The organism is Phenylobacterium hankyongense, assembly GCF_003254505.1.
GTDB lineage: Bacteria > Pseudomonadota > Alphaproteobacteria > Caulobacterales > Caulobacteraceae > Phenylobacterium > Phenylobacterium hankyongense.
Window position 1 is genome coordinate 561,539 of the sequence record NZ_QFYP01000001.1, and the last position, 21,991, is coordinate 583,529.

The 21,991-nt window shown below is 70.2% G+C and carries 19 protein-coding genes and 2 tRNA genes; 9 read left to right on the forward strand and 12 right to left on the reverse strand.

Annotation, left to right across the window (positions count from 1 at the left end):
* Positions 1-69: 69 nt before the first annotated feature.
* The 4 genes from DJ021_RS02655 to DJ021_RS02670 form a co-directional block, all read right to left on the reverse strand.
* Positions 70-1,449 (reverse strand): hypothetical protein, encoded by a 1,380-nt coding sequence (locus DJ021_RS02655; protein ID WP_111456071.1) that lies wholly within the window; start codon positions 1,447-1,449, stop codon positions 70-72.
* A gap of 179 nt (positions 1,450-1,628) precedes the next feature.
* Positions 1,629-3,227 (reverse strand): peptide chain release factor 3, encoded by a 1,599-nt coding sequence (locus tag DJ021_RS02660; protein WP_111456072.1) that lies wholly within the window; start codon positions 3,225-3,227, stop codon positions 1,629-1,631.
* A gap of 248 nt (positions 3,228-3,475) precedes the next feature.
* Complete coding sequence (locus DJ021_RS02665; protein WP_111456073.1) at positions 3,476-4,516, reverse strand: ATP-dependent DNA ligase; 1,041 nt, start codon at positions 4,514-4,516, stop codon at positions 3,476-3,478.
* A 37-nt stretch (positions 4,517-4,553) separates the two neighbouring features.
* Entirely contained in the window at positions 4,554-4,886 is a 333-nt protein-coding gene (locus tag DJ021_RS02670; RefSeq protein ID WP_111456074.1) for a DUF1491 family protein, read from the reverse strand.
* A 171-nt stretch (positions 4,887-5,057) separates the two neighbouring features.
* On the opposite strand from DJ021_RS02670, the gene DJ021_RS02675 reads away from it, so the two are divergent.
* Positions 5,058-5,921 (forward strand): hypothetical protein, encoded by an 864-nt coding sequence (locus tag DJ021_RS02675; RefSeq protein WP_243626111.1) that lies wholly within the window; start codon positions 5,058-5,060, stop codon positions 5,919-5,921.
* Here the strand turns inward: DJ021_RS02675 and DJ021_RS02680 are convergent.
* The gene (locus tag DJ021_RS02680) at positions 5,918-7,591 is read right to left on the reverse strand and encodes a PAS domain-containing sensor histidine kinase (protein ID WP_133254926.1); all 1,674 of its coding nucleotides are present in this window, start codon (positions 7,589-7,591) and stop codon (positions 5,918-5,920) included. The genes DJ021_RS02675 and DJ021_RS02680 overlap by 4 nt on opposite strands.
* Before the next feature lie 173 nt (positions 7,592-7,764).
* Here DJ021_RS02680 and DJ021_RS02685 point away from each other — a divergent pair, with 173 nt between their 5' ends.
* Positions 7,765-8,541 (forward strand): sensor histidine kinase, encoded by a 777-nt coding sequence (locus DJ021_RS02685; RefSeq protein WP_111456077.1) that lies wholly within the window; start codon positions 7,765-7,767, stop codon positions 8,539-8,541.
* A 40-nt stretch (positions 8,542-8,581) separates the two neighbouring features.
* Complete coding sequence (locus DJ021_RS02690) at positions 8,582-9,007, forward strand: SufE family protein (protein WP_111456078.1); 426 nt, start codon at positions 8,582-8,584, stop codon at positions 9,005-9,007.
* Here DJ021_RS02690 and mopJ read toward each other — a convergent pair.
* The 3 genes from mopJ to DJ021_RS02705 form a co-directional block, all read right to left on the reverse strand.
* Entirely contained in the window at positions 9,004-9,495 is a 492-nt protein-coding gene (gene mopJ, locus DJ021_RS02695; protein WP_111458948.1) for a motility/cell cycle regulatory protein MopJ, read from the reverse strand. The two genes, DJ021_RS02690 and mopJ, sit on opposite strands and share 4 nt — an antisense overlap.
* Positions 9,496-9,684: 189 nt before the next feature.
* Positions 9,685-10,104, reverse strand: coding sequence for a Ros/MucR family transcriptional regulator (locus DJ021_RS02700; RefSeq protein ID WP_111456079.1), 420 nt, complete (start codon positions 10,102-10,104; stop codon positions 9,685-9,687).
* Positions 10,105-10,369: 265 nt separating this feature from the next.
* Complete coding sequence (locus DJ021_RS02705) at positions 10,370-11,254, reverse strand: crotonase/enoyl-CoA hydratase family protein (protein ID WP_111456080.1); 885 nt, start codon at positions 11,252-11,254, stop codon at positions 10,370-10,372.
* A 143-nt stretch (positions 11,255-11,397) separates the two neighbouring features.
* Here DJ021_RS02705 and DJ021_RS02710 point away from each other — a divergent pair, with 143 nt between their 5' ends.
* Both DJ021_RS02710 and DJ021_RS02715 read left to right on the forward strand, forming a co-directional pair.
* The gene (locus DJ021_RS02710) at positions 11,398-12,936 is read left to right on the forward strand and encodes an acyl-CoA synthetase (RefSeq protein WP_111456081.1); all 1,539 of its coding nucleotides are present in this window, start codon (positions 11,398-11,400) and stop codon (positions 12,934-12,936) included.
* Between the two features lie 49 nt (positions 12,937-12,985).
* The gene (locus tag DJ021_RS02715; RefSeq protein ID WP_111456082.1) at positions 12,986-13,435 is read left to right on the forward strand and encodes a MaoC family dehydratase; all 450 of its coding nucleotides are present in this window, start codon (positions 12,986-12,988) and stop codon (positions 13,433-13,435) included.
* A gap of 199 nt (positions 13,436-13,634) precedes the next feature.
* Here DJ021_RS02715 and DJ021_RS02720 read toward each other — a convergent pair whose 3' ends face one another.
* On the reverse strand, positions 13,635-14,465 hold the full coding sequence (locus DJ021_RS02720; RefSeq protein WP_111456083.1) for a trypsin-like serine peptidase: 831 nt from the start codon (positions 14,463-14,465) through the stop codon (positions 13,635-13,637).
* A gap of 189 nt (positions 14,466-14,654) precedes the next feature.
* Between DJ021_RS02720 and DJ021_RS02725 the strand changes: the two genes are divergently transcribed.
* From DJ021_RS02725 to DJ021_RS02735, 3 genes are read left to right on the forward strand one after another with little or no spacing between them, the layout of a single operon-like run.
* The gene (locus tag DJ021_RS02725) at positions 14,655-16,757 is read left to right on the forward strand and encodes a S9 family peptidase (RefSeq protein WP_111456084.1); all 2,103 of its coding nucleotides are present in this window, start codon (positions 14,655-14,657) and stop codon (positions 16,755-16,757) included.
* Complete coding sequence (locus DJ021_RS02730) at positions 16,754-17,284, forward strand: GNAT family N-acetyltransferase (RefSeq protein ID WP_111456085.1); 531 nt, start codon at positions 16,754-16,756, stop codon at positions 17,282-17,284. Before DJ021_RS02725 ends, DJ021_RS02730 begins: the two co-directional genes overlap by 4 nt.
* 51 nt (positions 17,285-17,335) lie before the next feature.
* Entirely contained in the window at positions 17,336-18,847 is a 1,512-nt protein-coding gene (locus DJ021_RS02735) for a putative 2OG-Fe(II) oxygenase (RefSeq protein ID WP_111456086.1), read from the forward strand.
* Positions 18,848-18,866: 19 nt separating this feature from the next.
* Here DJ021_RS02735 and DJ021_RS02740 read toward each other — a convergent pair.
* Positions 18,867-18,940: transfer RNA gene (locus DJ021_RS02740), tRNA-Gln, on the reverse strand.
* A gap of 126 nt (positions 18,941-19,066) precedes the next feature.
* On the opposite strand from DJ021_RS02740, the gene DJ021_RS02745 reads away from it, so the two are divergent.
* A tRNA-Pro gene (locus tag DJ021_RS02745) sits at positions 19,067-19,143 on the forward strand.
* Between the two features lie 205 nt (positions 19,144-19,348).
* Here the strand turns inward: DJ021_RS02745 and DJ021_RS02750 are convergent.
* Together DJ021_RS02750 and DJ021_RS18635 are read right to left on the reverse strand one after the other, a co-directional pair.
* Positions 19,349-20,386, reverse strand: a complete 1,038-nt coding sequence (locus DJ021_RS02750) for a hypothetical protein (RefSeq protein WP_111456087.1) — start codon at positions 20,384-20,386, stop codon at positions 19,349-19,351.
* A gap of 68 nt (positions 20,387-20,454) precedes the next feature.
* Positions 20,455-21,684: a hypothetical protein gene (locus DJ021_RS18635; RefSeq protein WP_133254927.1), complete on the reverse strand. Its 1,230-nt coding sequence runs from the start codon at positions 21,682-21,684 to the stop codon at positions 20,455-20,457.
* Positions 21,685-21,991 lie beyond the last annotated feature (307 nt).

The window sequence follows — 21,991 nt, forward strand, 5'->3', positions numbered from 1 at the left end:
CTTGCGGCATTGCGCGTTGAGGCTGCGGCCGCGATGCGGCCAAGGCTGGGAGATGGCGGCCAGTCGGGCCTAGACGGCGGTGCGCGGGGCCCGGGTTGGGCCGGCCCGAAGGCGCTCCAGGGCGTCGCCGGCGATGACGCTCATGGCGTGCAGGCCCTGCTCGGCGAACACGTCGAGGGCGGCTTCCAGGGCGGTGAGCGCTGCGGCGCGTTCGCCGCGGTCCTTGCCGGTGATGTCCACCCGCGCCTCGTAGAGGCGGGCGAGGTGCACCTGGGCGAGCGCCCAGCCTACGGGATCGCGCCGCGCCGGCAGGTTGGCGAGCTCGGTCTTCATGGCGGCTTCGGCGGCGTCCAGCACGGCGAGGTCGCCGGTCAGCTCCGCGCAGCGGGCGAGGCACAGGGCCCGGGCGCCGGCGGCGACGCCGCGCAGCGGGGTGGCGGCGTCCTTCAGGACCAGGTTTGCGCGGTCGTAGCAGGTGACCGCCTGCTCGAAGGCGCGTTCGTCGGCGCAGGCCTCGCCCAGGGCTTGCAGCGACTGGGCGAGCGCCACCTGGGTGCGGGCCCAGTCCAGCGGACTGTGGTCGCGGGTGACATGTTCCAGCGAGGTGGTGAGCGCGGTGGCGCCGGCCGCCAGCGCGTCGACATCGCCGATCACCTCGCCCCACAGGGTCAGCGCCTGGCCGCGCATCATCTCGGCGCGGGCCCAGGTCAGCGGTTCGTAGGCCGCATTGAGCCGCCGCGCGGCGGTGGCGGCGTCGTCGACGGCGGCCTTCAGCAGGGCCTCGTCCTTCAGCCGTGCGCCCCAGCCGCACAGCAGGTCGGCGCGCAGCAGCCGCGCCTCGGCGGCGAGCGCGCGGGCGGCGCTCACGCGGCGGCTGAGCGCGTCGAGCGCGGCGATCGGGGCGCTGAACCGCGCGGCCGCGGCCTGCGCGGCCTCCGCGTCGCCCAGGCCCAGCTCCTGGCGCGCCTGGACGGCGGCCAGGCCGACATCGGCCAGCGGTGAGGCCAGCCCGCCGCGGGCGCTGGCGCGGGCTTCGCGGAAGGCGACCTCGGCGGCGGCGTTCAGGCCCTGGTCGCCGAACAGCTCGGCGCCGACCAGCGCGCAGAAACCCTGCTCACAGCGGGCGCGGGCCCAGGCGTCCGGACGGCGCTGGGCGTCGACGCCGGCCGCCGCGGCCTCGGCGGTGGCGGCCGCCTTGCGCAGGGCGGCGGCGTCGCCGGAGCGGCGGGCGGCCTCGCGCCAGACCCTGGCGGCCTCCAGCCGGCGTCGCGGCTTGTCCTTGGCGCCGATGCGTCCGGCGGCCACGTCGGCAGCCCGGCCCTCCTGGATCAGCAGCTTGAGGTCGAGGAGTTCCAGCAGGGAGGCGTCGCCGCCGGTGAGCCCGTCGGCGAACGGCGTCGCGCGCTCTGCGCCCAACAGCCGCTTCAGCTCCCGACCAATCTCGAACATCGCGCCGCTCCGGCTACGCAGACGTCCCGCAACGAGACGATCCGCATGGGCTATGAACGCCAAGAGCAAAGCCGGAGCCGAGGCCTTTAACAAGTCATTAACTTCTCAAGGATGGTTAACGGAACCTTACCATCCACAATAAAGCGCAAGCCGTACCGACGTTCCTTTTCCTGCGGCCGTCAGGCGCGCTCCTTGGCCCGCTCGAAGCGCACCTTCGGATACCGCTCGGCCGCATAGCCGATCTCCCACGCCGATTTGGCGAGGTAGACCGGCTGCTCGTCGATGTCGGTGGCCATGCCGGAGCGGTGCTTGCCCTGGAAATCCTCCAGGTCGGCCTTGTCGCCGGCGATCCAGCGGGCCTCGCCGTAGGGGCTGGGCTCGAAGATCACGTCGAGCTGGTATTCGTTGGCCAGCCGATCGGCCATCACCTCGAACTGCAACGGCCCCACCGCGCCGACGATGAAGTCCGCGCCGATGTTCGGCCGGAAGAGCTGGGTCACGCCCTCCTCCGCCAGGCCCTGCAGCGCCTTGTTCAGGTGCTTGGCCTTCAGCGGGTCCTTCACCCGCACCCGCTGCAGGATCTCCGGGGCGAAGTTCGGCAGGCCGGCGAACCGCAGGGTTCCGGTCTCCGACAGGCTGTCGCCGACCCGCAGCACCCCGTGGTTGGGGATGCCGATGACGTCGCCGGCGTAGGCCTCCTCCGCCAGCTCGCGGTCGGATGCGAAGAACATGATCGGGGCGTTGACGCTCAGTTGCTTGCCGGTGTTCTGCACCTTCAGCTTCATGCCGCGGGCGAACTTGCCCGAGGTGAGCTTGAGGAAGGCGATGCGGTCCCGGTGGTTGGGATCCATGTTCGCCTGCACCTTGAAGACGAAGCCGGAGACCTCGCGGTCGCCCGGGGCCACGTGGGTCTCCTCGCCCGCGCGCATGGCCGGGACGTTCTTCGGCGGCGGCGCATAGGCGCCGATGCCTTCCAAGAGCTGGTCGACGCCGAAGTGGCGCAGCGCCGAGCCGAAGAAGACCGGGGTCATGTGGCCTTCCAGGAACGACTGCGGGTCGAACGGCTTGGCGGCCTCCTGCACCAGCATGGCGCCGTCCGCCAGCTCGCCCTGCTCGTCGGGGTCGAGGTAGGAGACGATGGCGTTGCTCTTGAAGGCGATCGGCTCGGGATGTCCCTGCTCGCCGTCGGCGCCCTTCTTGGCGAAGGGGATGAACTTCTCGCGCCTAAGGTCCAGCATGCCCTTGAAGCGGCCGCCGGAGCCGGCCGGCCAGTAGAGCGGCGCGGGGTCCAGCGCCAGCTTGGAGGCGATCTCGTCGAGCAGGGCGAAGGGGTCCTGCGCCTCGCGGTCCATCTTGTTGATGAAGGTGACGATCGGGATGTCGCGCAGCCGGCAGACCTCGAACAGCTTCAGGGTCTGGGGCTCGATGCCCTTGGCGGCGTCCAGCACCATCACCGCGGCGTCGGCCGCCGTCAGGGTGCGGTAGGTGTCCTCCGAGAAGTCCTCGTGGCCGGGGGTGTCCAGCAGGTTGAACATCAGGCCGTCGTGGTCGAACGTCATCACGCTGGCGGAGACGGAGATGCCCCGCTCGCGCTCGATCTTCATCCAGTCGGAGCGGGTGCGGCGGTTCTCGCCGCGGGCGCGGACCTGGCCCGCGGCGCGGATCGCGCCGCCGGCCAGCAACAGGTTTTCGGTCAGCGTGGTCTTGCCGGCGTCGGGATGGGAGATGATCGCAAAGGTGCGCCGGCGGGCGGCCTCCGCGGCGGGAGAATGGCTCATGGGCGGCAGGTAGCATCCCTTTCCTCCCCTGCGAAGCGGAGGACGCGCCGGCGCCTCGCTCCTCCCTTGTCCCGCAGGGGACGGGGGAGGTGGCGCGCCCCGTAGAGAGCGTGACGGAGGGGGCGGCCAACGCACCGTGCGAGCCCGCGCCCCCTCCACCATCGGCTCTTCGGCCGACGGTCCCCCCTCCCCCGCCTTGCGGGGGAGGAGCGGTTCAGCCTCGGCAATCGTTGAGGGCAACCCGCGGTCTAATGCACGGCCGCCATCAGCCTTCCCGGCGCGGCCTCGGCCCGCAGTTGCGCCAGGGTGCACTGCCCGGGCGCCTTGTCCGGCCGCCAGCGGACCAGCTTGGTCCCGTGGCGGAAGCGATCGCCGGTGACGTGGTCGTAGCGCACCTCGACCACCAGCTCGGGGCGCAGCGGCGTCCATTCGGCGGAGCGCTCGTTGCTCCAGCGGCTGGGGCCGCCGGGCGCGCGGCCGGTAAAGCCCGGACCGCCGGCCAGCGCCTCCAGCTTGCGGGTCAGCTCCGGCCGCTCGGCGTTGCTGATCGTCGAGCAGAAGCCCACGTGGTCCAGCCGGCCGTCGTCGTCGTAGAGGCCGAGCAGCAGGGAGCCCACCAACCGGCTGCCCTGCGCATAGCGGAAGCCGCCCACCACGCAGTCGGCGGTGCGCATCCGCTTGATCTTCAGCATCGCCCGCTCGCCGGGCTGGTAGGGCTCGTCCAGGCGTTTGGCGACCACGCCGTCCAGCGCCGCGCCGACCTCGCGCAGCCAGCCGCAGGCCTCGTCGTGGTCCTCGGTTCCGGGCGACAGTCGGACCACCGCCGGCTCGCCAAGTCGCGCGAACAGCGCCTCCAGCTCGGCCCGGCGCCGGCTCAGCGGCGCCGCGACCAGCGACCGGCCCTTGGCGTCCATCAGGCAGTCGAACAGCACGAAGCAGGCCGGATGCTCGGCGGCCAGCTTGCGAACCCGGCTCTCGGCCGGATGCAGGCGCAGCTGCAGGGCGTCGAAGCTGAGCTCGCCGTCCACCGAAATGGTCAGCTCGCCGTCCACCACGAACCGCTCCACCGGCAGCGCCTTCAGCGCCGCGACGACGTCGGGGAAGTAGCGGGCCAGCGGCTTGCCGGACTTGGCCTTCAGCTCCACCTCGTGGCCGGCCCGGAACGCCAGGCAGCGGAAGCCGTCCCACTTGGGCTCGTAGCGCCAGCCCTCGCCGCGCGGAACCTCGTCGACCAGCTTCGCCTCCATGATGGCGAGGTCGAGCGGCACGGGGAGGTCGGCGAGGCGCATGCGGCTTCGAACCCGCGATGGGCGCGGCCGTTCCCGCTCAGCCCTTCTCCACCGGCTCGGTCAGGAAATGGCGCCCCTCGCGGTCGTCGATCTCCACCACCCAGACGTCCGGATCGACGCGCGCGGCGCGTTCGATGTAGCGGTCGAGGTCGGGTTCCTGGTCCGAAGGCGCGGGCTGCATCCACACCCGCTCGCCGTCCATCCGGGTGGCCTCCGCATAGAGCCGGGCGGTGCGATCGGTGCGATTGAGCACCTTGACCAGCACTGCGCCGGCGCGGGCGTCGCCCTTGCGGACCACCACGGGAAAGGCGCCGCCCATCTCCGCGCGGCGGATCAGGGCGCTGACCCAGATATCGGTGGAGAGCAGCATGGCCGCGGAAGATGCGCCGAACCGCGAGGCCCTGTCACCCCCGGTTAACCGCGCTTCCTAATCCAACGGCAAGACCCCTGGCTTAAGGGTCAGGGCACGGTCAGCAAGACCGACAAGAAAAACGGACGCATGACGGACACGCGCAACAATGCGCGGCCGGCGTCTCGGTGGATGGGGTTGTTGGGCGCGGCTCTGGTCGCGTCGCCAGGCATTGCGCATGCGCAGGCCCTGGACCTGTTCTACGAGCGTACGGTCATGAGCGTCGCCGACGAGCGATGCCGACTCTTCACGCCCGACGTGGCGGCGGCCCTGGCCGCTGCGACGGCGCAGGCGAAGGGCGCGGCCCTGCGCGCCGGCGCCAACCCCGACAAGCTCAAGGCGGTGGAACGCGGCGCCCGCGCCAAGGCGGCGCAGGCGGACTGCGCCTCCGGCGACATCGCCCTGGCGGCGGCGCGGGTGCGCAGCGCCTTCGCCGGCTTCTCCAGGCTCACGCGGCTCAGCTACCCGGGCGACATCGCCGGTTGGCGCGCCGACCGCTCCGACGGCCGCGCCGCGCGCTGGCGGCTGATGCAGCAGGCGAGCTTCGGCGCCGACCGCATGGATTTCGGCCTCGCCGGCCGCGACGGGCCCGGGGCCCTGATCGCCATCGGCCGCTTCGGCGACCGCGCCACGCCCTACGCCGCGCGCCTGCTGCTGCGCGACGCCTCACGCAGCGCCGGCCCCTATCTCGACCGCTGGGACAGCGGCGCCACCGCCGGCCTGCCGCTCAGCCGCCGCCTGCCGCCGCGCAGCGCCGTGAAGGTCTACGCCGCCGAGGCCCGCAGTCCCGCCGGCCAGGACCTGTCGCCGAAGGACGCCGGCCCCGGCTGGGCCTTCCGCTTCCCGGCCGACGCCGCGCACGACCTGGCGGGCCTGGATCCGCGCGAGGCGGTGGCGGTGGAATTCCTGTTCCCGGGCGACGTCGCCCGGCGCGCCTATGTGGAAGTGGGCGACTTCGCCGCCGGCCGCGCCTTCCTCACCCTCGCCGAGCGCTAGGCTTCGGCGACCGCGCCCGGGGCGAGCGCGGCCTGCGGAGCCGGCTCCGGGATCAGCACCGGCATGCGCACGATCACCGTCGTGCCTTCGCCCAGGGTGCTTTCGATGCTCATCTCGCCGCCGTGCAGCTTGGCGAAGGCGCGCACCAGCGACAGGCCGAGGCCCGCGCCGCCCGCCTTCTGGTTGGCGTCGCCCGCCTGTTCGAACGGCCGCCCCAGGCGCTCCAGGTCGTCGGGGGCGATGCCGACGCCGGTGTCGGCGACGATCAGCTCCAGCATCTCGCCGTCGCCCTGCACCGTCATGGTCACCGCCCCGCCGCGCGGGGTGAACTTCAGCGCGTTGGAGATCAGGTTCAGCGCGATCTGCTTGATCGCCCGGCGGTCGGCGTCGGCCTCCAAGGGGTCGGCGGGCAGCATGCCGCGCAGGTTCACCCCGGCGCGGTCGGCCTGGCCGCGCATCAGCCGCAGCACCGCGCTCACCGCGTCGCGGGCGTCGAAGCCCTCGCGCGCCAGCTCGAACCGCTCGGCCTCGATCTTCGACATGTCGAGCACGTCGTTGATCAGCTCCAGCAGGTGGGCGCCGGATTCATGGATCAGCTCGGCGTATTCGGCGTAGCGGTCGGACATCGGGCCGAACAGCCGCTGCCGCATGATGTCGGAGAAGCCCATGATGGCGTTCAGCGGCGTGCGCAGCTCGTGGCTCATGTTGGCCAGGAAGCGCGACTTGCCGGCGTTCTGCGATTCCGCCGACGCGCGCGCCTGGTCCAGCTCGGTCTCGCGGGCGTGCTGGGCGCGGGCGTCGCGGACGGCGGCGGCGATACGGATGGTGCTCATCCGGCGCAAGGTGAGCTCGCAGCGCCCCTCGGGATCATGGGCCGGCGCGAAGATGACCTCGGCCGAGCCCTCCGACACCGCCCGCTGGAGCGCGTCCTCCACGGCGGGCCGGTCGTCGGGCGCGACCAGATCGCTGAAGTTGCGGTCCAGCAGTTCGCCGGTCTGGGCGCGGAACGGCGGGTGGCCATAGGCCTCAAGGATCCGGCCGCCCGGATAAAGTCCCAGCAGCAGCTGCGGCTGGTGGTGCAGCATTTCGCGCAGCCGCGTCTCGGTCTCGTCTTGCAGGCGGCCGTCCAGCCGCGTCTGACCCTGCAAGGCCACCAGACCGGCCGCCAGGCCGACCGCCACCGTGGCCAGCGACAGCAGGCTCAGCCAGACCGCGTCGGCGGCGGGCGGCGTGGGCAAGGGCAGCACCGCCGCGCCGACGGTCACCAAGGCGGCGGCCGCCACTGCGACGGCGGCGCCCAATGGCAGCAGGTCCGGCTTGCGGAAGGCGGCGGCGGCGGCCAGCGGCGCCAGGCACCAGGCCGCCAGCGGTCCGAGCGCGCCGCCGGTCATCTGGCAGGCCACAGCCCCGCCCAGCCCCCAGATCACGATGGCGACCGCGCGGCCGCGGCCCGAGCGGGCCAGGACGGCGCCAAGAAGCGCCGGGACCAGCCCGGCCGCCAGCGCCGCCAGCTCCGGCCCCGGCGTCAACCCGCCGCGCCACCACAGCCCAGCGCCGGCTAACGCCACCGTGGCGGCCCAGGCGAGATGCCACGCCACGACGAAGCGCTGCGCGCGGGCGCGGGCCTTCTTCGTCGATCTGGGCCGCCCATAGGGGCTCGTCAGGGTCACTTGGCCGTCCGTATGCGGTCGTCGAGTCCCGGGGAGCTTAGCGACTGGCGCGAGTCCACGTAAGGCCACTCGCCTGAGGCGCGACCGATGGTTGTAGGCCGGCCACCAGGAAACGAAATCGTAAGCGCGTTCTGTCAGATTGGGGCTCCATCAACGGAAGGCCATCGGCCCCCATGCTCCCAGCGGCTTACCATGCGCCCGACCCGGCTCCCGACGCCCTGGACGAGGCCGTCCGATCCGCAACCGCGCGCCGCGACGCGCAGGACGAGCACAAGCGCTCCTTCCTGCGGATGGTCAGCCATGAGTTGCGCACGCCCCTGAACTCCATCCTCGGCTTCTCCGAGATTCTCGCGACCGAGCTCTACGGGCCGCTGGGAGATCCACAGTACAAGGAATACGCGGAGATCATCCGCGGCAGCGGGCACAAGCTGCTGAAACTTGTGAATCAGGTGTTGGAAATCGCCCGCCTCGAAGGGGGTAACGCGGATCTGACGCCGGCGCCCGAGCCTGTGGCCATCGCCGTCGACGACGTGATGGACGGCCTGCACGACGATCTCGTCGAGCGCGGCGTCCGCCTGGACCTCGCCGGCTGCGACGGCGCGGTGGTGATGGCCGACCCGCGTGGCCTGCGCACCGTGCTGGGCAACCTGCTGCAGAACGCCATCAGCTTCTCGCCCGAGGGCGGCGAGGTGCGGGTCAGCGCGTCGCGGCAGGGCAAGCTGGTGGAGATCATCGTCGCCAACGACGGCGACGGCGTCGAGCCGGGCGAACTGCCGCGATTGCTGCGGCCCTTCGAGCAGGGCGAGAACGCCCTGACCCGCCACAGCGAGGGCGCCGGCCTCGGGCTGCCGATCTGCGAACTCACCTGCCAGGCCATGGGCGGTATGCTGCAGCTCAAATCCGCGCCTGGACGCGGCTTCAGCGCCCACGTGGTCCTGCGCGCCGGCTGAGCCGGTTGCACATCGCCGGTCGGACGCCTAAGTCGCGGAGATGGCCGGCATCGAACACGAGCTGCAAGACCTCGCCGCCGAGTTCGACCTCCTGGGCGACTGGGAGGAGCGCTATCGCTACGTCATCGACCTGGGCAAGGACCTGGCGCCGCTGAGCGACGCCGAACGCTCCGAGGCCAACAAGGTGCGCGGCTGCGCCAGCCAGGTCTGGCTGGTGACCGAACCCCAGGCCGACGGCACGCTGCGCTTCCGCGGCGATTCCGACGCCCACATCGTGCGCGGGCTGATCGCCATCCTGTTGCGGCTCTATTCCGGCCGCGGACCGCAGGAGATCACCGATTTCGACGCCAAGGCGGCGTTCGACACTCTCGGGCTGGCCGGCGCGCTTTCGGCCCAACGCTCCAACGGGCTCGCCTCGATGGTCGGCCGGATCCGCCGCGACGCCGAGTTCGCCAGCGCCGCCTAGGCTGCGCGGATGCCGCTGGACATCTGGCTGACGCCCACCACCGCGTCGTAGCCCAGGATCATGTCGACGTCGCAGCCGTTGGAGGCCAGCGGCAGGCGCAGCCACAGGATCGACAGGTGCGAGGCGCCGCGCCAGGCGAGGCTGTGCACGCCGACCGCGGGCCGCCGCTCGGCCACCACCTTCGAAAGCTCGACCCGCCAGTAGTCGGTCGCCGAGGAATTGTAGACCTCGCCGAGCCGGCGGCCGGTGATCTCCCGGCCGTAGACCCCGTACAGGCCGGTGCCCGCCAGGCGCAGGCGGAAGTCGGCCGGATCCGGGAGCACGTCGATCAGGCTGACGGTGGGGAGCAGGCGCTTGAAGCCGGCCGGATCGATGTCACGGCGCGCGGGCAGCCGGGCGCCGTGCCGGCGCGCCGCCCAATAGGCGAACAGCTCCTCGTGCGCGCGGGCCGCCGCGGCGGGGGCTCCGATCTGCGCCGCCATCTCCAGATTCCTTAACAACTGATTGGAATCGCAACGAATCACTTATCGCCTGATGCGCGAATCGGCGGCAAGTCGTTTTTGGGGCGGAGATCAAGAATTCGCGGGAACGGTGATCAGAAACGGAAACGCCCGCCAAAGCCGGCGGGCGTCCGAAATCTGTAGAAAGATCCGCCTCGCAAGAAGGCGGAGCCGGCCTCAGCGCTTCTTGCGCGGAGCCTGACGGCCGCCTTGGCCCAGGCCCATCTGCTTGGCCAGGTCCGAACGCGCCTTGGCGTAGTTGGGGGCGACCATCGGATAATCCTTCGGCAGGCCCCACTTCGCCCGGTATTCCTCGGGGCTCATGTTGTACTTGGTGCGCAGGTGCCGCTTCAGCGACTTGAACTTGCGACCGTCCTCGAGACAGATGAGGTAGTCCGGCGTGATCGAGCGGCGGATCGGCACCGCCGGTTCCTTCGGCGCAGCTTCCGTCGTCTCGGTACCCGAAGAAACCCCAGCCAGCGCGCGGTGAACGCTCTGGATCAGGCCGGGCAGATCGACCGCCGCGACCGAGTTGTTCCCCACATACGCCGAGACAATATCGGCGGTCATCTCAATGACTTCTGACTTTTCGTCCATTCTTGTCATTCCATAGGAACTGCGCCGTTATGTGGCGCCAAGCTGATTCATAAGATCAGTAGCGGGGTCATTATCTGGAACCCACCGCAAGCACAAGCGCCATTATATAGCTGAATTTCAGCGAACATGGTCAGAAAATAAAAGGATTCACGTTATCGAAGCAGAAGCCGGATGCGCCACCCAGTAAGTGGGGGCGGCTCTACCTGTTGCAGTGCAACCAAGCCAAATGCTGCCGCCGCGCCATCTTAGCGTGTGAAGTTCGCGGTCAGCGGAACGTCGGAACGTCCCAGTCCGGCCAGATGTCGGGCAGGTCGCTGGAAACCCGATCGGGGTAGTTCGCCGGCCGTTTCTCCAGGAAAGAGGCCACGCCTTCGCGGGCGTCGCCGGAGCGGCCGCGGGCCTGGATGCCGCGGCTGTCGGCCCGATGGGCGTCCATCGGGTGCGCCGCGCCCGCCATCCGCCAGATCAGTTGGCGGGTGATGGCGATGGACACCGGCGCGGTGTTGTCGGCGATCTCGCGCGCCAGGGCCAGGGCGCCCGGCAGCAGGTCGTTCGGCGCGTGCAGCGAGCGCACGAGGCCGCGGTCGCGGGCCTCCTGGGCCGGAAACAGGCGGCCGGTGTAGCACCACTCCAGGGCGGTCTGGACGCCCACCAGCCGGGGCAGGAACCACGACGAGGCCGCCTCCGGATTGAGCCCTCGCCGCGCGAAGACGAAGCCGTAGCGGGCCTCGGTCGAGGCCAGCCGGATGTCCATGGCCAGCTGCATGGTGGCGCCGATGCCCACCGCGGCGCCGTTCACCGCCGCAATCACCGGCTTCAGGCTGTCGAAGATGCGCAAGGTGAGCAGGCCGCCGCCGTCGCGGTGCAGGCCCGCTTCGGTGCGCGCGGCCAGGGCCTCGCCGCCCCGGGTGTCATAGTCGAAGGTCTGCGCCCCGGCGGAGAGGTCGGCGCCGGCGCAGAAGGCGCGCCCGGACCCGGTGACGATCACCGCGCGCACCGCATCGTCGGCGTCGGTCGTGTCGAACACCGAGATCAGATCCTTCATCATCTGGGTGTTGAAGGCGTTGAGCTTCTCGGGCCGGTTGAGCGTGACGACCGCGACGCCCTCCTCCACCGCATACAGCAAGGTCTCGAACGTCGGCCCGGCCATGGGCTTCTCCCCTTCTTCTGTCGCCGCATAGCGGCCTGCTTGACGGACCGTAGGTCAAGGCCCGCAATAGCCCGCACCTGGGATAAGTCGGCCGCAACTAGAGCGCTGAAGCGCCGCTGGCGGCCGCGGGAGAAGGAAACGCCATGCACCCCGCCGTCCATGCCAAGAGCCACCCCGACCGCCCCGCCTACATCATGGCGGCGAGCGGCGAGGCAGTGACCTACCGGGAGCTGGACGACTGCTCCAACCAGGGCGCGCAGCTGTTCCGGTCCATGGGGCTGAAGGCCGGCGACGTGATCGCGCTGCTGATGGACAACAACCCGCGCTATTTCGAGATCGCCTGGGCCGCGCAGCGGGCGGGCCTCTACTACACCTGCGTCTCCTCCAAGCTGACGGCCGGCGAGGTGGAGTACATCGTCGGCGACTGCGCGGCCCAGGTGCTGATCGCCTCGCCCGGGGTCGGCCCGGTGCTGGACGAGCTGCCGTCGCGGCTTCCCGGCGTGAAGCTGTTCATGACCGGCGAGGCGCGCGCGCCCTACCAGGGTTTCGAGGCCGCCCGCGCCGCCAAGCCCGCCACCCCGGTCGCCGACGAGACGGCCGGCTCGGACATGCTCTACTCCTCCGGCACCACAGGCCGGCCGAAAGGGATAAAGCCGGCGCTCACCGGCGGGCCGATCGACGCGCCCTATGCGCTCGCCATGATGGCGCAGCAGATGTTCGGCTTCCGTCCGGACGGGATCTACCTGTCGCCGGCGCCGCTCTATCACGCCGCCCCGCTGCGCTGGTGCATGAGCGTGCACCGGCTGGGCGGCACCGTGGTGGTGATGGAGAAGTTCGACCCCGAGCAGGCGCTGGCCCTGATCGAGAAATACAAGGTCGACTGCGGCCAGTTCGTGCCGACCCATTTCGTGCGGATGCTGAAGCTGCCGCCGGAGGTCCGGGCCCGCTACGACGTCTCCTCGATGCGCTCGGCGGTGCACGCCGCCGCCCCCTGCCCGATCCCGGTGAAGGAGCAGATGATCGCCTGGTGGGGCCCGGTGATCCACGAATACTACGCCGGCACCGAGGGCAACGGCTTCTGCTACATCGGCTCTGCCGACTGGCTGACCCACAAGGGCTCGGTGGGCCGCGCCCTGATCGGCGAGGTGAAGATCTGCGGCGAGGACGGCGAGCCGCTGCCGCCGCGCACCGAGGGGATCGTCTACTTCGCCGGCGGCGCGCCGCTCAGCTACCACAACGCCCCGGAGAAGGTCGCCGAGGGCACCAACCGGCATGGCTGGACGACGCTGGGCGACGTGGGCTGGGTGGACGAAGAGGGCTTCCTCTACCTCACCGACCGCAAGAGCTTCATGATCATCTCCGGCGGGGTGAACATCTATCCGCAGGAGATCGAGAACCTGCTGATCGGCCACCCGAAGGTGGCCGACGCCGCCGTGGTCGGCGCCCCCGACGAGGAGATGGGCGAGAAGGTGGTGGCGGTGGTCCAGCCGATGGACTGGGCGCAGGCCGGCGACGAGCTGCGCGGCGAGCTGATGGCCTACGCGCGGACCCACCTCAGCCATGTGAAATCGCCGCGGGTGATCGACTTCATGCGCGAGCTGCCGCGGCACGCCACCGGCAAGCTCTACAAGCGGCTGATCCGCGACGCCTACTGGGGCAAGGAAGGCTCGCGCATCGTCTGAGCCGTGCTAGAGCGTCGAACAGCTGTTTTGAAACCTGAGGGAGCGACCGATGAATCCGGTGGAGATCAAGGACCTGCCCGGCCTGGTGGGCCAGGAAGTGGGCGTGTCGGACTGGGTCGAGATCACCCAGGAGCGGGTCAACCAGTTCGCCGAGGCGACCGGCGACCACCAGTGGATTCACGTCGACGTCGAGCGCGCCAACCGCGAGATCGGCGGCCCGATCGCCCACGGCTACCTGACGCTGTCGCTGATCCCGTTCATGGGCCAGGGCATGCTGCCGGTGAAGGGCGTAACCCGGGGCATCAACTACGGCTCCGACAAGGTCCGCTTCGTCAACATGGTGCGGGTCGGCAAGCGCGTGCGCATGCGCCAGAAGCTGATCGGCGCCGAGCCCAAGGCCGGCGGCATGCAGCTCAAGAACGAATGCACCATCGAGATCGAGGGCGAGGACAAGCCCGCCTGCATCGCCGAGACGATCTCCATCGTCTACGGCGGCTGACCATCGCTCCTCCCCTGTCGCACAGACGACGGGGGAGGTGGCGCGCGCCCCCCGGACCGACCGCAGGTCGGCCCGAGGACAGGCTCCGAGGGCGTGACGGAGGGGGCGAGCCGACGCACCGCGCCAAGCCCGCGCCCCCTCCACCACCCGCTTTTCAGCGGGCGGTCCCCTCCCCCGCTGCGCAGGGGCGGAGCTAATTTTAGTCAGGCGTGGCCGCCTCTTCCGCGGAGGCGGCCCTGGCCCCGGTCACCGGCTCGCTCACCGCCACGGTGACCGGCGCGGCCGGATTGTCGAGCAGCGCCAGGGTCTCGCGGATGTACTTGGCGTGGGTGACGATGCCGATCTCCAGCCGCTCCTTGTTCAGCTCGACCTGCTGGGTGAGCAGGCCGGCGATGAACTCCACGTCCTGACTGGCGCCCTCGGCGCCCGGGCGGCGGTGGGCCTGGTCGCTCATGAACACCGGGCCGCCGGAGTTGCCGGGGAAGACCGAGAAGTCGAGCAGGAAGGTCGGGAAGATCTTCGCCGGCGCCACCGGATAGGAGGCCACCCGGCCCGACCGCAGGATCGGGAAGCCGGCCTGGTTGGCCGCCAGCCCGCGCGGGAAGCCCAGCGCCATCATCTCGTCGCCCGCGCCCACCTGGTACTTCGAGAAGGTGTCGTCGGCGGCCAGGTAGGCTTCCGGGATCGCCGCCTGGGCGAACGGCGGCGGCGCGGTGATGGCGATGGCCGCCACGTCGCGCGAGGGATGATGGGTCCACAACTCATGGCCGGCCTCGTCGCGGATGCGGAGCGGCTGCGGCGTGTAGCTCCAGCTGCCGTCGGCGTTCTCGATGCGGTAGCCGATGCGGGCGTCGGCGCCGGGCATGCCGGCCAGCACGTGGTTGGCGGTCACGAGGATCGTGCGCGGCCGGCCATCCGGCCCCGCCTCTGAAATCAGAAAGCCCGTCCCGACCGTCCGCGTCCCGTTGCCGAGCGGTTGCTCGAGCTGAACGGTGGCGTGGATCAGCTCAAGGGGCAGATCCATGACCATGTTTTTGATACCCGACTGGAGTTACGCCCTCGCGTCTTCTGCGCGATCTCGATGTGTGAAATGAGTGAATCAGAGTCCGGCTTGGGCGCCAAGACGCGAGCGCGTGAGGCGAATGCGCCTTAGTGACGCGCGGCGGAACCTGCGACGCCCGAGCTTGAGCCGCAGGGCGCGGCGTCGCATGTAGCGGACATGAGCCTCCCCACACCGCCCATCGCCCGCAAAGACCCCAAGCGCATCGAACAGCTCGGCCGCGTCCGCGTCGACGACTACGCCTGGATGAAGGACGACAACTGGCAGCAGGTGCTGCGCGACCCCAAGGTCCTGCGCCCCGACGTGCGCGAGCACCTCGACGCCGAGAACGCCTACACCAAGGCCATGCTGGCCGGCACCGAGCCGCTGCAGGCCCAGCTGTTCGCCGAGATGAAGGGCCGCATCAAGGAGGACGACAGCTCCGTCCCTTCGCCGGACGGCCCCTGGGACTACTACGCCCGCTACGCCCTGGGCGCCGAACATCCGATCCATGCGCGCCGGCCGCGGGGCCGCGACGACGGCGAACAGCTGCTGCTGGACGAGGACGCGCTCTCCAAGGGCAAGGCCTTCTTCCAGGTGGGCGCCGCCAGCCACAGCCCCGACCACGCCCTCTACGCCTGGGCGGCCGACGAGCAGGGTTCGGAGTACTACACGATCCGGGTGAAGGACCTGGCGACCGGCGAGGAGATCGGCCAGCCGGTCGAGAGCGCCTATGGCGACTTCGCCTTCTCGCCCGACAGCCAGTGGATCTTCTGGATCTGGCGTGACGAAAACGCCCGGCCCTCGAAGGTCTTCCGCCGCCCGGCGCGCCCGAGCAAGGACGGCGGCGTCGAGGACACCCTGGTCTACGAGGAGACCGACGACGGCATGTTCCTGGGCGTCGGCACGGCCGCCGACAACAGCCACATCCTGATCCACGTCGGCAACCAGGAGACCACCGAGATCTGGCTGATCCCGGCCAGCGACCCGACCGCCGCGCCGGTGGTCGCAGAGCCGCGGCGGACGGGGATCAAGTACAGCCTCGACCACTGGACCGACCGCTGGGTGATCCGCACCAACGACGACGACGCGGTGGACTTCAAGCTCAGCGTCTCCGATGCGGCCGTGCCGACCAAGGCCACCTGGCGCGACTGGATCGCCCACCAGCCGGGGCGCTACATCACCGGCTTCGCCACCTATGCCGGCCACCTGGTCCGCGCCGAGCGGGTCAATGCCCTGGACCGGCTGGTGGTCATGGCCCGCGACGGCGCCGAGCACGAGATCGCTTTCGACGAGGAGGCCTATGCGCTCAGCCTCGAGGGCGGCTACGAGTACGAGACCGCCACCACCCGCTTCGTCTACCAGTCGCCCACCACGCCGCGGCAGTGGTTCGACTACGACCTGGACAGCCGCCAGAGGACGCTGCGCAAGACCCAGGTGATCCCCTCCGGCCACGATCCGGCCCGCTACGTGGCGCGCCGCCTCTACGCGCCCGCGCCCGACGGCGAGCAGGTCCCGGTCACCGTCCTGATGCTGAAGGACACCCCGCTGGACGGCTCCGCGCCGCTGCTGCTCTACGGCTACGGCTCGTACGGCCACGCCATGGAGCCCAGCTTCTCGATCCGTAACCTGAGCCTCGTGGACCGCGGATGGATCTGGGCCACGGCGCACGTCCGCGGCGGCTCCGACAAGGGCTGGGGCTGGTTCCTGGACGGCCGCAAAGAGAAAAAACCAAATAGTTTCACCGACTTCATCGCCAGCGCCGAGCATCTGGTGGCGGAAGGCTATGGCGCCAAGGGGCGGATCGCGGCCTACGGCGGCTCGGCCGGCGGCATGCTGATGGGGGCGGTGGCCAACCTGCGGCCGGAGCTCTGGGGCGCGATCATCGCCGCCGTGCCCTTCGTCGACGTCCTCAACACCATGAGCGACACCACGTTGCCGCTCACCCCGCCGGAGTGGCCCGAGTGGGGCAATCCGATCGAGGACCCCGCAGCCTACGACCTGATCGCCAGCTACAGCCCCTATGACCAGGTGAGCGCCCAGGTCTATCCGCCGATCCTCGCCACCGGCGGGCTGTCGGACCCGCGGGTCACCTACTGGGAGCCGTCCAAGTGGGTGGCGAAGCTGCGGGAAATGGGCGCCGGCCCGGCCCCGATCCTGCTGAAGATCAACATGGAGGCCGGCCACGGCGGCGCCTCCGGCCGTTTCGACTTCCTCAAGGAGATCGCGCTGGATTACGCCTTCGCGATCTGGGCGATGGATCAGGGGGCGACGGCGGCATGATCATCCGACCTGCGACGGCGGCCGACGCCGAGGCGCTGGCGGCGATCTATGGCCACCACGTGCTGCACGGCTTCGGCACCTTCGAGGAGGCCCCGCCCCCGGCCGCCGAGATGGAGCGCCGGCGCCAGACGATCGCAGACCGCGGCCTGCCCTATCTGGTGGCGGAGCATGACGGACGGGTGCTGGGCTTCGCCTACGCCGGGCCGTTCCGGCCCCGCGCGGCCTACCGCTTCACCGTCGAGGACAGCGTCTACATCGCCCCCGACGCGGTCGGGAAAGGCGTCGGCCGCGCGGTGCTGTCGGCGGTGCTGGAGGCCTGCGGGCGGATGGGCCTGCGGCAGGTGGTGGCGGTGATCGGCGACAGCGGCAACGCCGCCTCCATCGGCCTGCACCGCGCCCTGGGCTTCGAGCAGACCGGCGTCGGCCGCAGCCTCGGCTTCAAGCACGGCCGCTGGGTCGACATCGTCCACATGCAGAAGCCGCTGAACGGCGGCGACGCCAGCGCGCCGGACAGCCCCGGGATCTGAGCGGCCGATGGCGGTTGCGCGCCATGCGGCTTTCGGCCGATAGATTCCCCCGTGAACACCGACTCCACCGACGTCCGGACCCGCGTTTCGCAAGCCGAAACGCTGCTGGAGCAAGGCCGGCCCGCCGAGGCCCTGGTCCTCACCAAACCGCTGGCGGACGCCGCCGACGCCGGTCATCCGGCGCTCGCCACCCATGCCACGGTGTTGAAGGCGCTGGGGCGCACCGAGGAGGCGCTGGCCTACAATCTCACCGCCAGCCGGCGCTTCGCCCGCAGCGGCGTGGCCTGGCACAACCTGGCGGCGACGCTCGGAGACCTCGGGCGCGGCGCCGAATCGCGGTCCGCGGCCGAACGCGCCTTCAGCCTGGGCCTTGACGCGCCGCAGACCTGGAGTCTCTACGCCCGGTCGCTGCTGGCGGTCGGGGCGCTCGACGAGGCGGAGCGGGCCTATCGTGAGAGCGTCGGCCGCGAGGCCGGCGGCGAGGTGGTCATCGAACTGGCCAATGTGGTCTGGATGCGCCGCGGCGACCTGGCCGAGGCGCTGACGGTGCTGGACGACGGTTTCCGGGCGGGCGGGCCAGCCAGCCCGCTGGTCAGGGCCAAGGCGCGCCTGATGGAAGCGGCCGGCGACGCCGCTCAGGGCGCGCACCTGCTGGCCATGGCCGCCGAGCGCCTGCCCACCGACATCCCGGTCCTGCTGGCGGCCGCGCAGGCCGCGCTGGAGACCGGCGCGGGCGTCCGGGCGAGGGCCATCGCCGACGCCGCCGTCGCCCTGGCGCCCGATTCGCCGGAGGCGCTGAACCAGCTGGCCATCGTCCAGCTGGGCCTGGGCCAGCCGGACCAGGCGCTCGCCACCGCCAGGCGGGGCCTGGCCCTCTCCCCGGATCACCAGTCGCTGATCGGCTGGGCGGCCACGGCGGCGCGGGCGCTCGGCGACCCGCTGTACGGGGAGCTCTACGACTATGAGCGGATGGTCGGCGTCTATGAAATCGCCACCCCGGCGGGCTGGCCCTCGCTCGCGGCCTACCTGAGCGAGTTGGCCGAGGTGCTGCGTCGCATGCACCCCTACGCCCAGCACCCCTTCCACCAGTCCCTGCGGCACGGCAGCCAGACGATGCAGGCGATCGCCGGATCGACGGAGCCGGCCGTCCGCGCCTTCTTCCAGGCGATCGACGCCCCGATCCGCCAGCACATGGCCTGGCTCGGCCAGGGCGGCGATCCGCACCGGCGGCGCAGGACCGACGACTATCGCATCGCCGCCGCCTGGTCGGTGCTGCTGCGGCCGGGCGGGTTCCACAAGGACCACTTCCACCCGCAGGGCTGGATCTCGTCGGCCTTCTATGTGGAAACCCCGGAGCAGGCGCTGGCCACCGACGAGCGCCAGGGCTGGATCCGCTTCGGCCGTCCGCCGTTGACGCTCAACCCGCCCCTGGAAGCGGCGCACCACGTCCGGCCGAAGCCGGGCCGGCTGGTGCTCTTCCCGTCCTACATGTGGCACGGGACCGAGCCGTTCACGACGGACGAGCGGCGCATGACCATCGCCTTCGACGTCGTGCCGGCCTGATATTTTCAGGGAGAGAAGTTGGCTGGGGAACTAGGACTCGAACCTAGAATGACGGTACCAAAAACCGCAGTGTTACCATTACACCATTCCCCAGCAGGAACAGCGCCGAGGCGCCGCCTCGCGGAGGCGTCGAGATAGCGCAGACGATATCGCGATGCAACGCCCGCTTGGGCTTCTTGCGGCCTGGAAAACCCTACTCTATAAGGCGCCCTCCCAAGTCGGAGTGTGGCTCAGTCTGGTAGAGCACCGCGTTCGGGACGCGGGGGTCGCAGGTTCGAATCCTGCCACTCCGACCATTCATCTCCCCGCCAACCGCGGGTGAGATGCCTTCCCGCGAATACCCCCCGAGAAGTCCCCCGGTCAGGCGGGCGCGGGCCCGCACGCCTGACTCTTCAGGGCGCAGGAAACGGCGCTCCTCCACCCCACTGTCAGGCTTTCGCTCCAGGTCCGAATTGGAAGTGTACGTTCTGGGGCGGCCTTTCCCGACTAACAGGGACCGGATCACGGCCGTGGCGGGCTAGGCGCGTCTGATATGCGATCAGGGGACGGCCACGGCACGTCCGGGCGCGCGAACTCGATCCGGATGCAGGGACTGGGCGCCCAGGTTCTCAGATACTCGTCGGCGATGATGATCTCATCGCGCGCCCGCTCGATTGTGGCTCCGATGATATCTTCAGGCGGAGGGTAATAACGCGTCAGCTCGCTAAACCTCTTCCAGCTGAAGCGCTTCCACAGCGGCAAGGTCACCCGTGGCGCGGTGACGCGGCCGCGCACCACGAACTCTGGTTCTCGGGAGGGCGCGCGCGCCGAAAAATATACTATGATGTATGTTTCCTGACCGCTCGCGAAGTCGAACCGCAGCCTTTGATCGAGGCCATTGATGCGGCGATAAATCTGGCCCTCGGCCAGATCCGGTCGATCACCCATCTGCCAGCCCAGGGATCTCATGAGGGGGAGAAGGTCGGACAGCATTGCCGTCCGAAGCGACCTCCGGCGGCGACCCGAAGGGCGGTCTTTCGCCCCCTTCCTCCGAAGGATGGTCCATTCCAGTCCCTGATATTCGCCCGGCCGGTAGCCGGCTATGCCGGCCGCCAGGTCCACAGGCGCCTCGAACATATAGCTGACCGACGGGTCTGGATCGGCCGCCTGCTCTGCATTCCGCCGGCTCCTGATCGCCGCGAACTCCGGCGGGGGATCGCCGTCGACCTCCAGGCCGTCCGGCCCCTTGCCGCCTTCGTAGGTTACGGACCACGCCGGCCGGCCATCCCGCCAGGCGCGCGCCTGGCTGAACGTCACCGTCTCCAAGATCTCGCAGCCGACAGCGAGGCCACAGGACGCCGACACGCCGGCCAGCGCCTCGTCGAGCATGAAGCCGCGCGCATTCGCCACTAGCACCACCCACCCGCCAGGTGCTTCGGCCAGAGTGAATTCCGAGCCGAGTTCATCGCCCGCATCGCCAGCCTGCTCGAGATCAAGGCAATCCAGCAGGCGTTCCCTGTACCGGCTCTCAACCCCGATCCAGCGCAGATCAAATCCCATTCCAGCCCCCGGTTAAGACCCGCATCGTCGCCCCCGCCTCAGCCAAGGTTGCACGCGCCAGCATTCACCTACTGCCGTCGCTCTGCCGTCATCACGTGAGGCGCAAGGGTGGCCGCAGGAACTCCAGCCGCCTTCCCGATGTCTGCCGGCAGGAAATGATATAGTCGGAAGTCAGGGCCCAGGACGGTTTGCGCCAGCCTCTGGTTGCGGCTCAGGTTGGCGCTAACGCCGAACTTATCCTCAAATCTCACCGCTCCGCTCCTGCCGTCCGGATACCAGTAAGGTCCACCCTTATAAATCTCGTCGCGGGCCTTCGGGACCCCATCCCGGCTCTGTCCGTTGATTGTACTTCTGATGTCGCCCAGAGCCTCGCCAAGGCGCCCCTTAGCAAGTCGAGGGAGCGCGTTCGCCGCGCCGCGCCCGACGACGCCCGCGACCCCGCCCAATAGATTGCCGACGACCGCGCTTTCGGCGGCGCGTTCGACCGAGACTGGCCGCCCGCCAAACATGTCCTGGGCGGCGGAGGTCGCAGATGCGCCAACGGCGGCTGCTCGGGCCGGACCAAGGAGAAGCGCCGCCGCACCCGCTACGCCCCCCACCGTCGCTCCCAGACTGTCGCCGAAGGATGAGCGGCGCCCGCTGACGCCGTCTGACAACATCTGCACGCCAAGGCCCGTCGCACCTCCTGCTGCCAGAATAGATGCCGCTTCACGTCCGGTCAGCGCCGCAGCCCCCTTGAGGCGCGGGGCTGTCGCAAGTGCGCCCTCCATGGGTCCGATGGCGCCCAGGCCGAGTAGCGCACCGCCAACCTGGCCTGTCGCCTGCGCCACGGGTCGGTTCATTTGATCATCGAGGTTCCTCGCGTGCTCTTGAGTCAGATTCGCTTGATATCGCCGGTCCCACCCAGCCAGACCGCCGGGTTGGATCAAGGCGTCCATGCCCGCCGCGAGGTGGTCAGCTCCGCCGAACGGCAGGATATTCGCCGCGCCCCTGATCGCCGTGTCAGCCTGCAAAGCTGCGTTGCGCAGCTGATGCGCGGCCTCACTCAGGTTCACCTGGCGGGGCGATGCATTTGCGGATTCCGCGTCCCGTGGAGCAGGCGGCGAAACTCGCTCCTGTTCCGGCTGCAGCAGCTTTGCCCCGTAGGCCATCACCTCGCTCGGAGCGCCAAGTCGCAGATCCCGACCCGCACTGATGGCCTTGCCATAAGCCTCATGGGCCGCCGCCTCGGCCGCACGGCCGAACCCGGCGACCTGGCGACGCCGACGCTCCATGAACTCCGCTACGCTTTCGCCCATGTTTTTCGCCCGGCTGACGCTCGCCAGCCGCCTTCATGCTCGCGTTGAAAGGCATGCGGAGTGCGCCCGTCGACACCGCCCCCAGCACAAAGAATTCTCTCACGCACGGCCAAGCTTGTCAAGAACAAATCAAGAACATTTGCGCCCGTGACTGGCATGGGCAGGCGGGCTGCAGGCCGCAGACCGGTCCGCTCCCGACGGCCCCTGCGGCCATCTTTCCGACGTCGCCCAAGCTCCCCCGGAAGGCCCGTCTTCCCGCGCCCGGGATTGTATGCGACAGGCGGTGGATAGCCTTCGTTGCGACGAC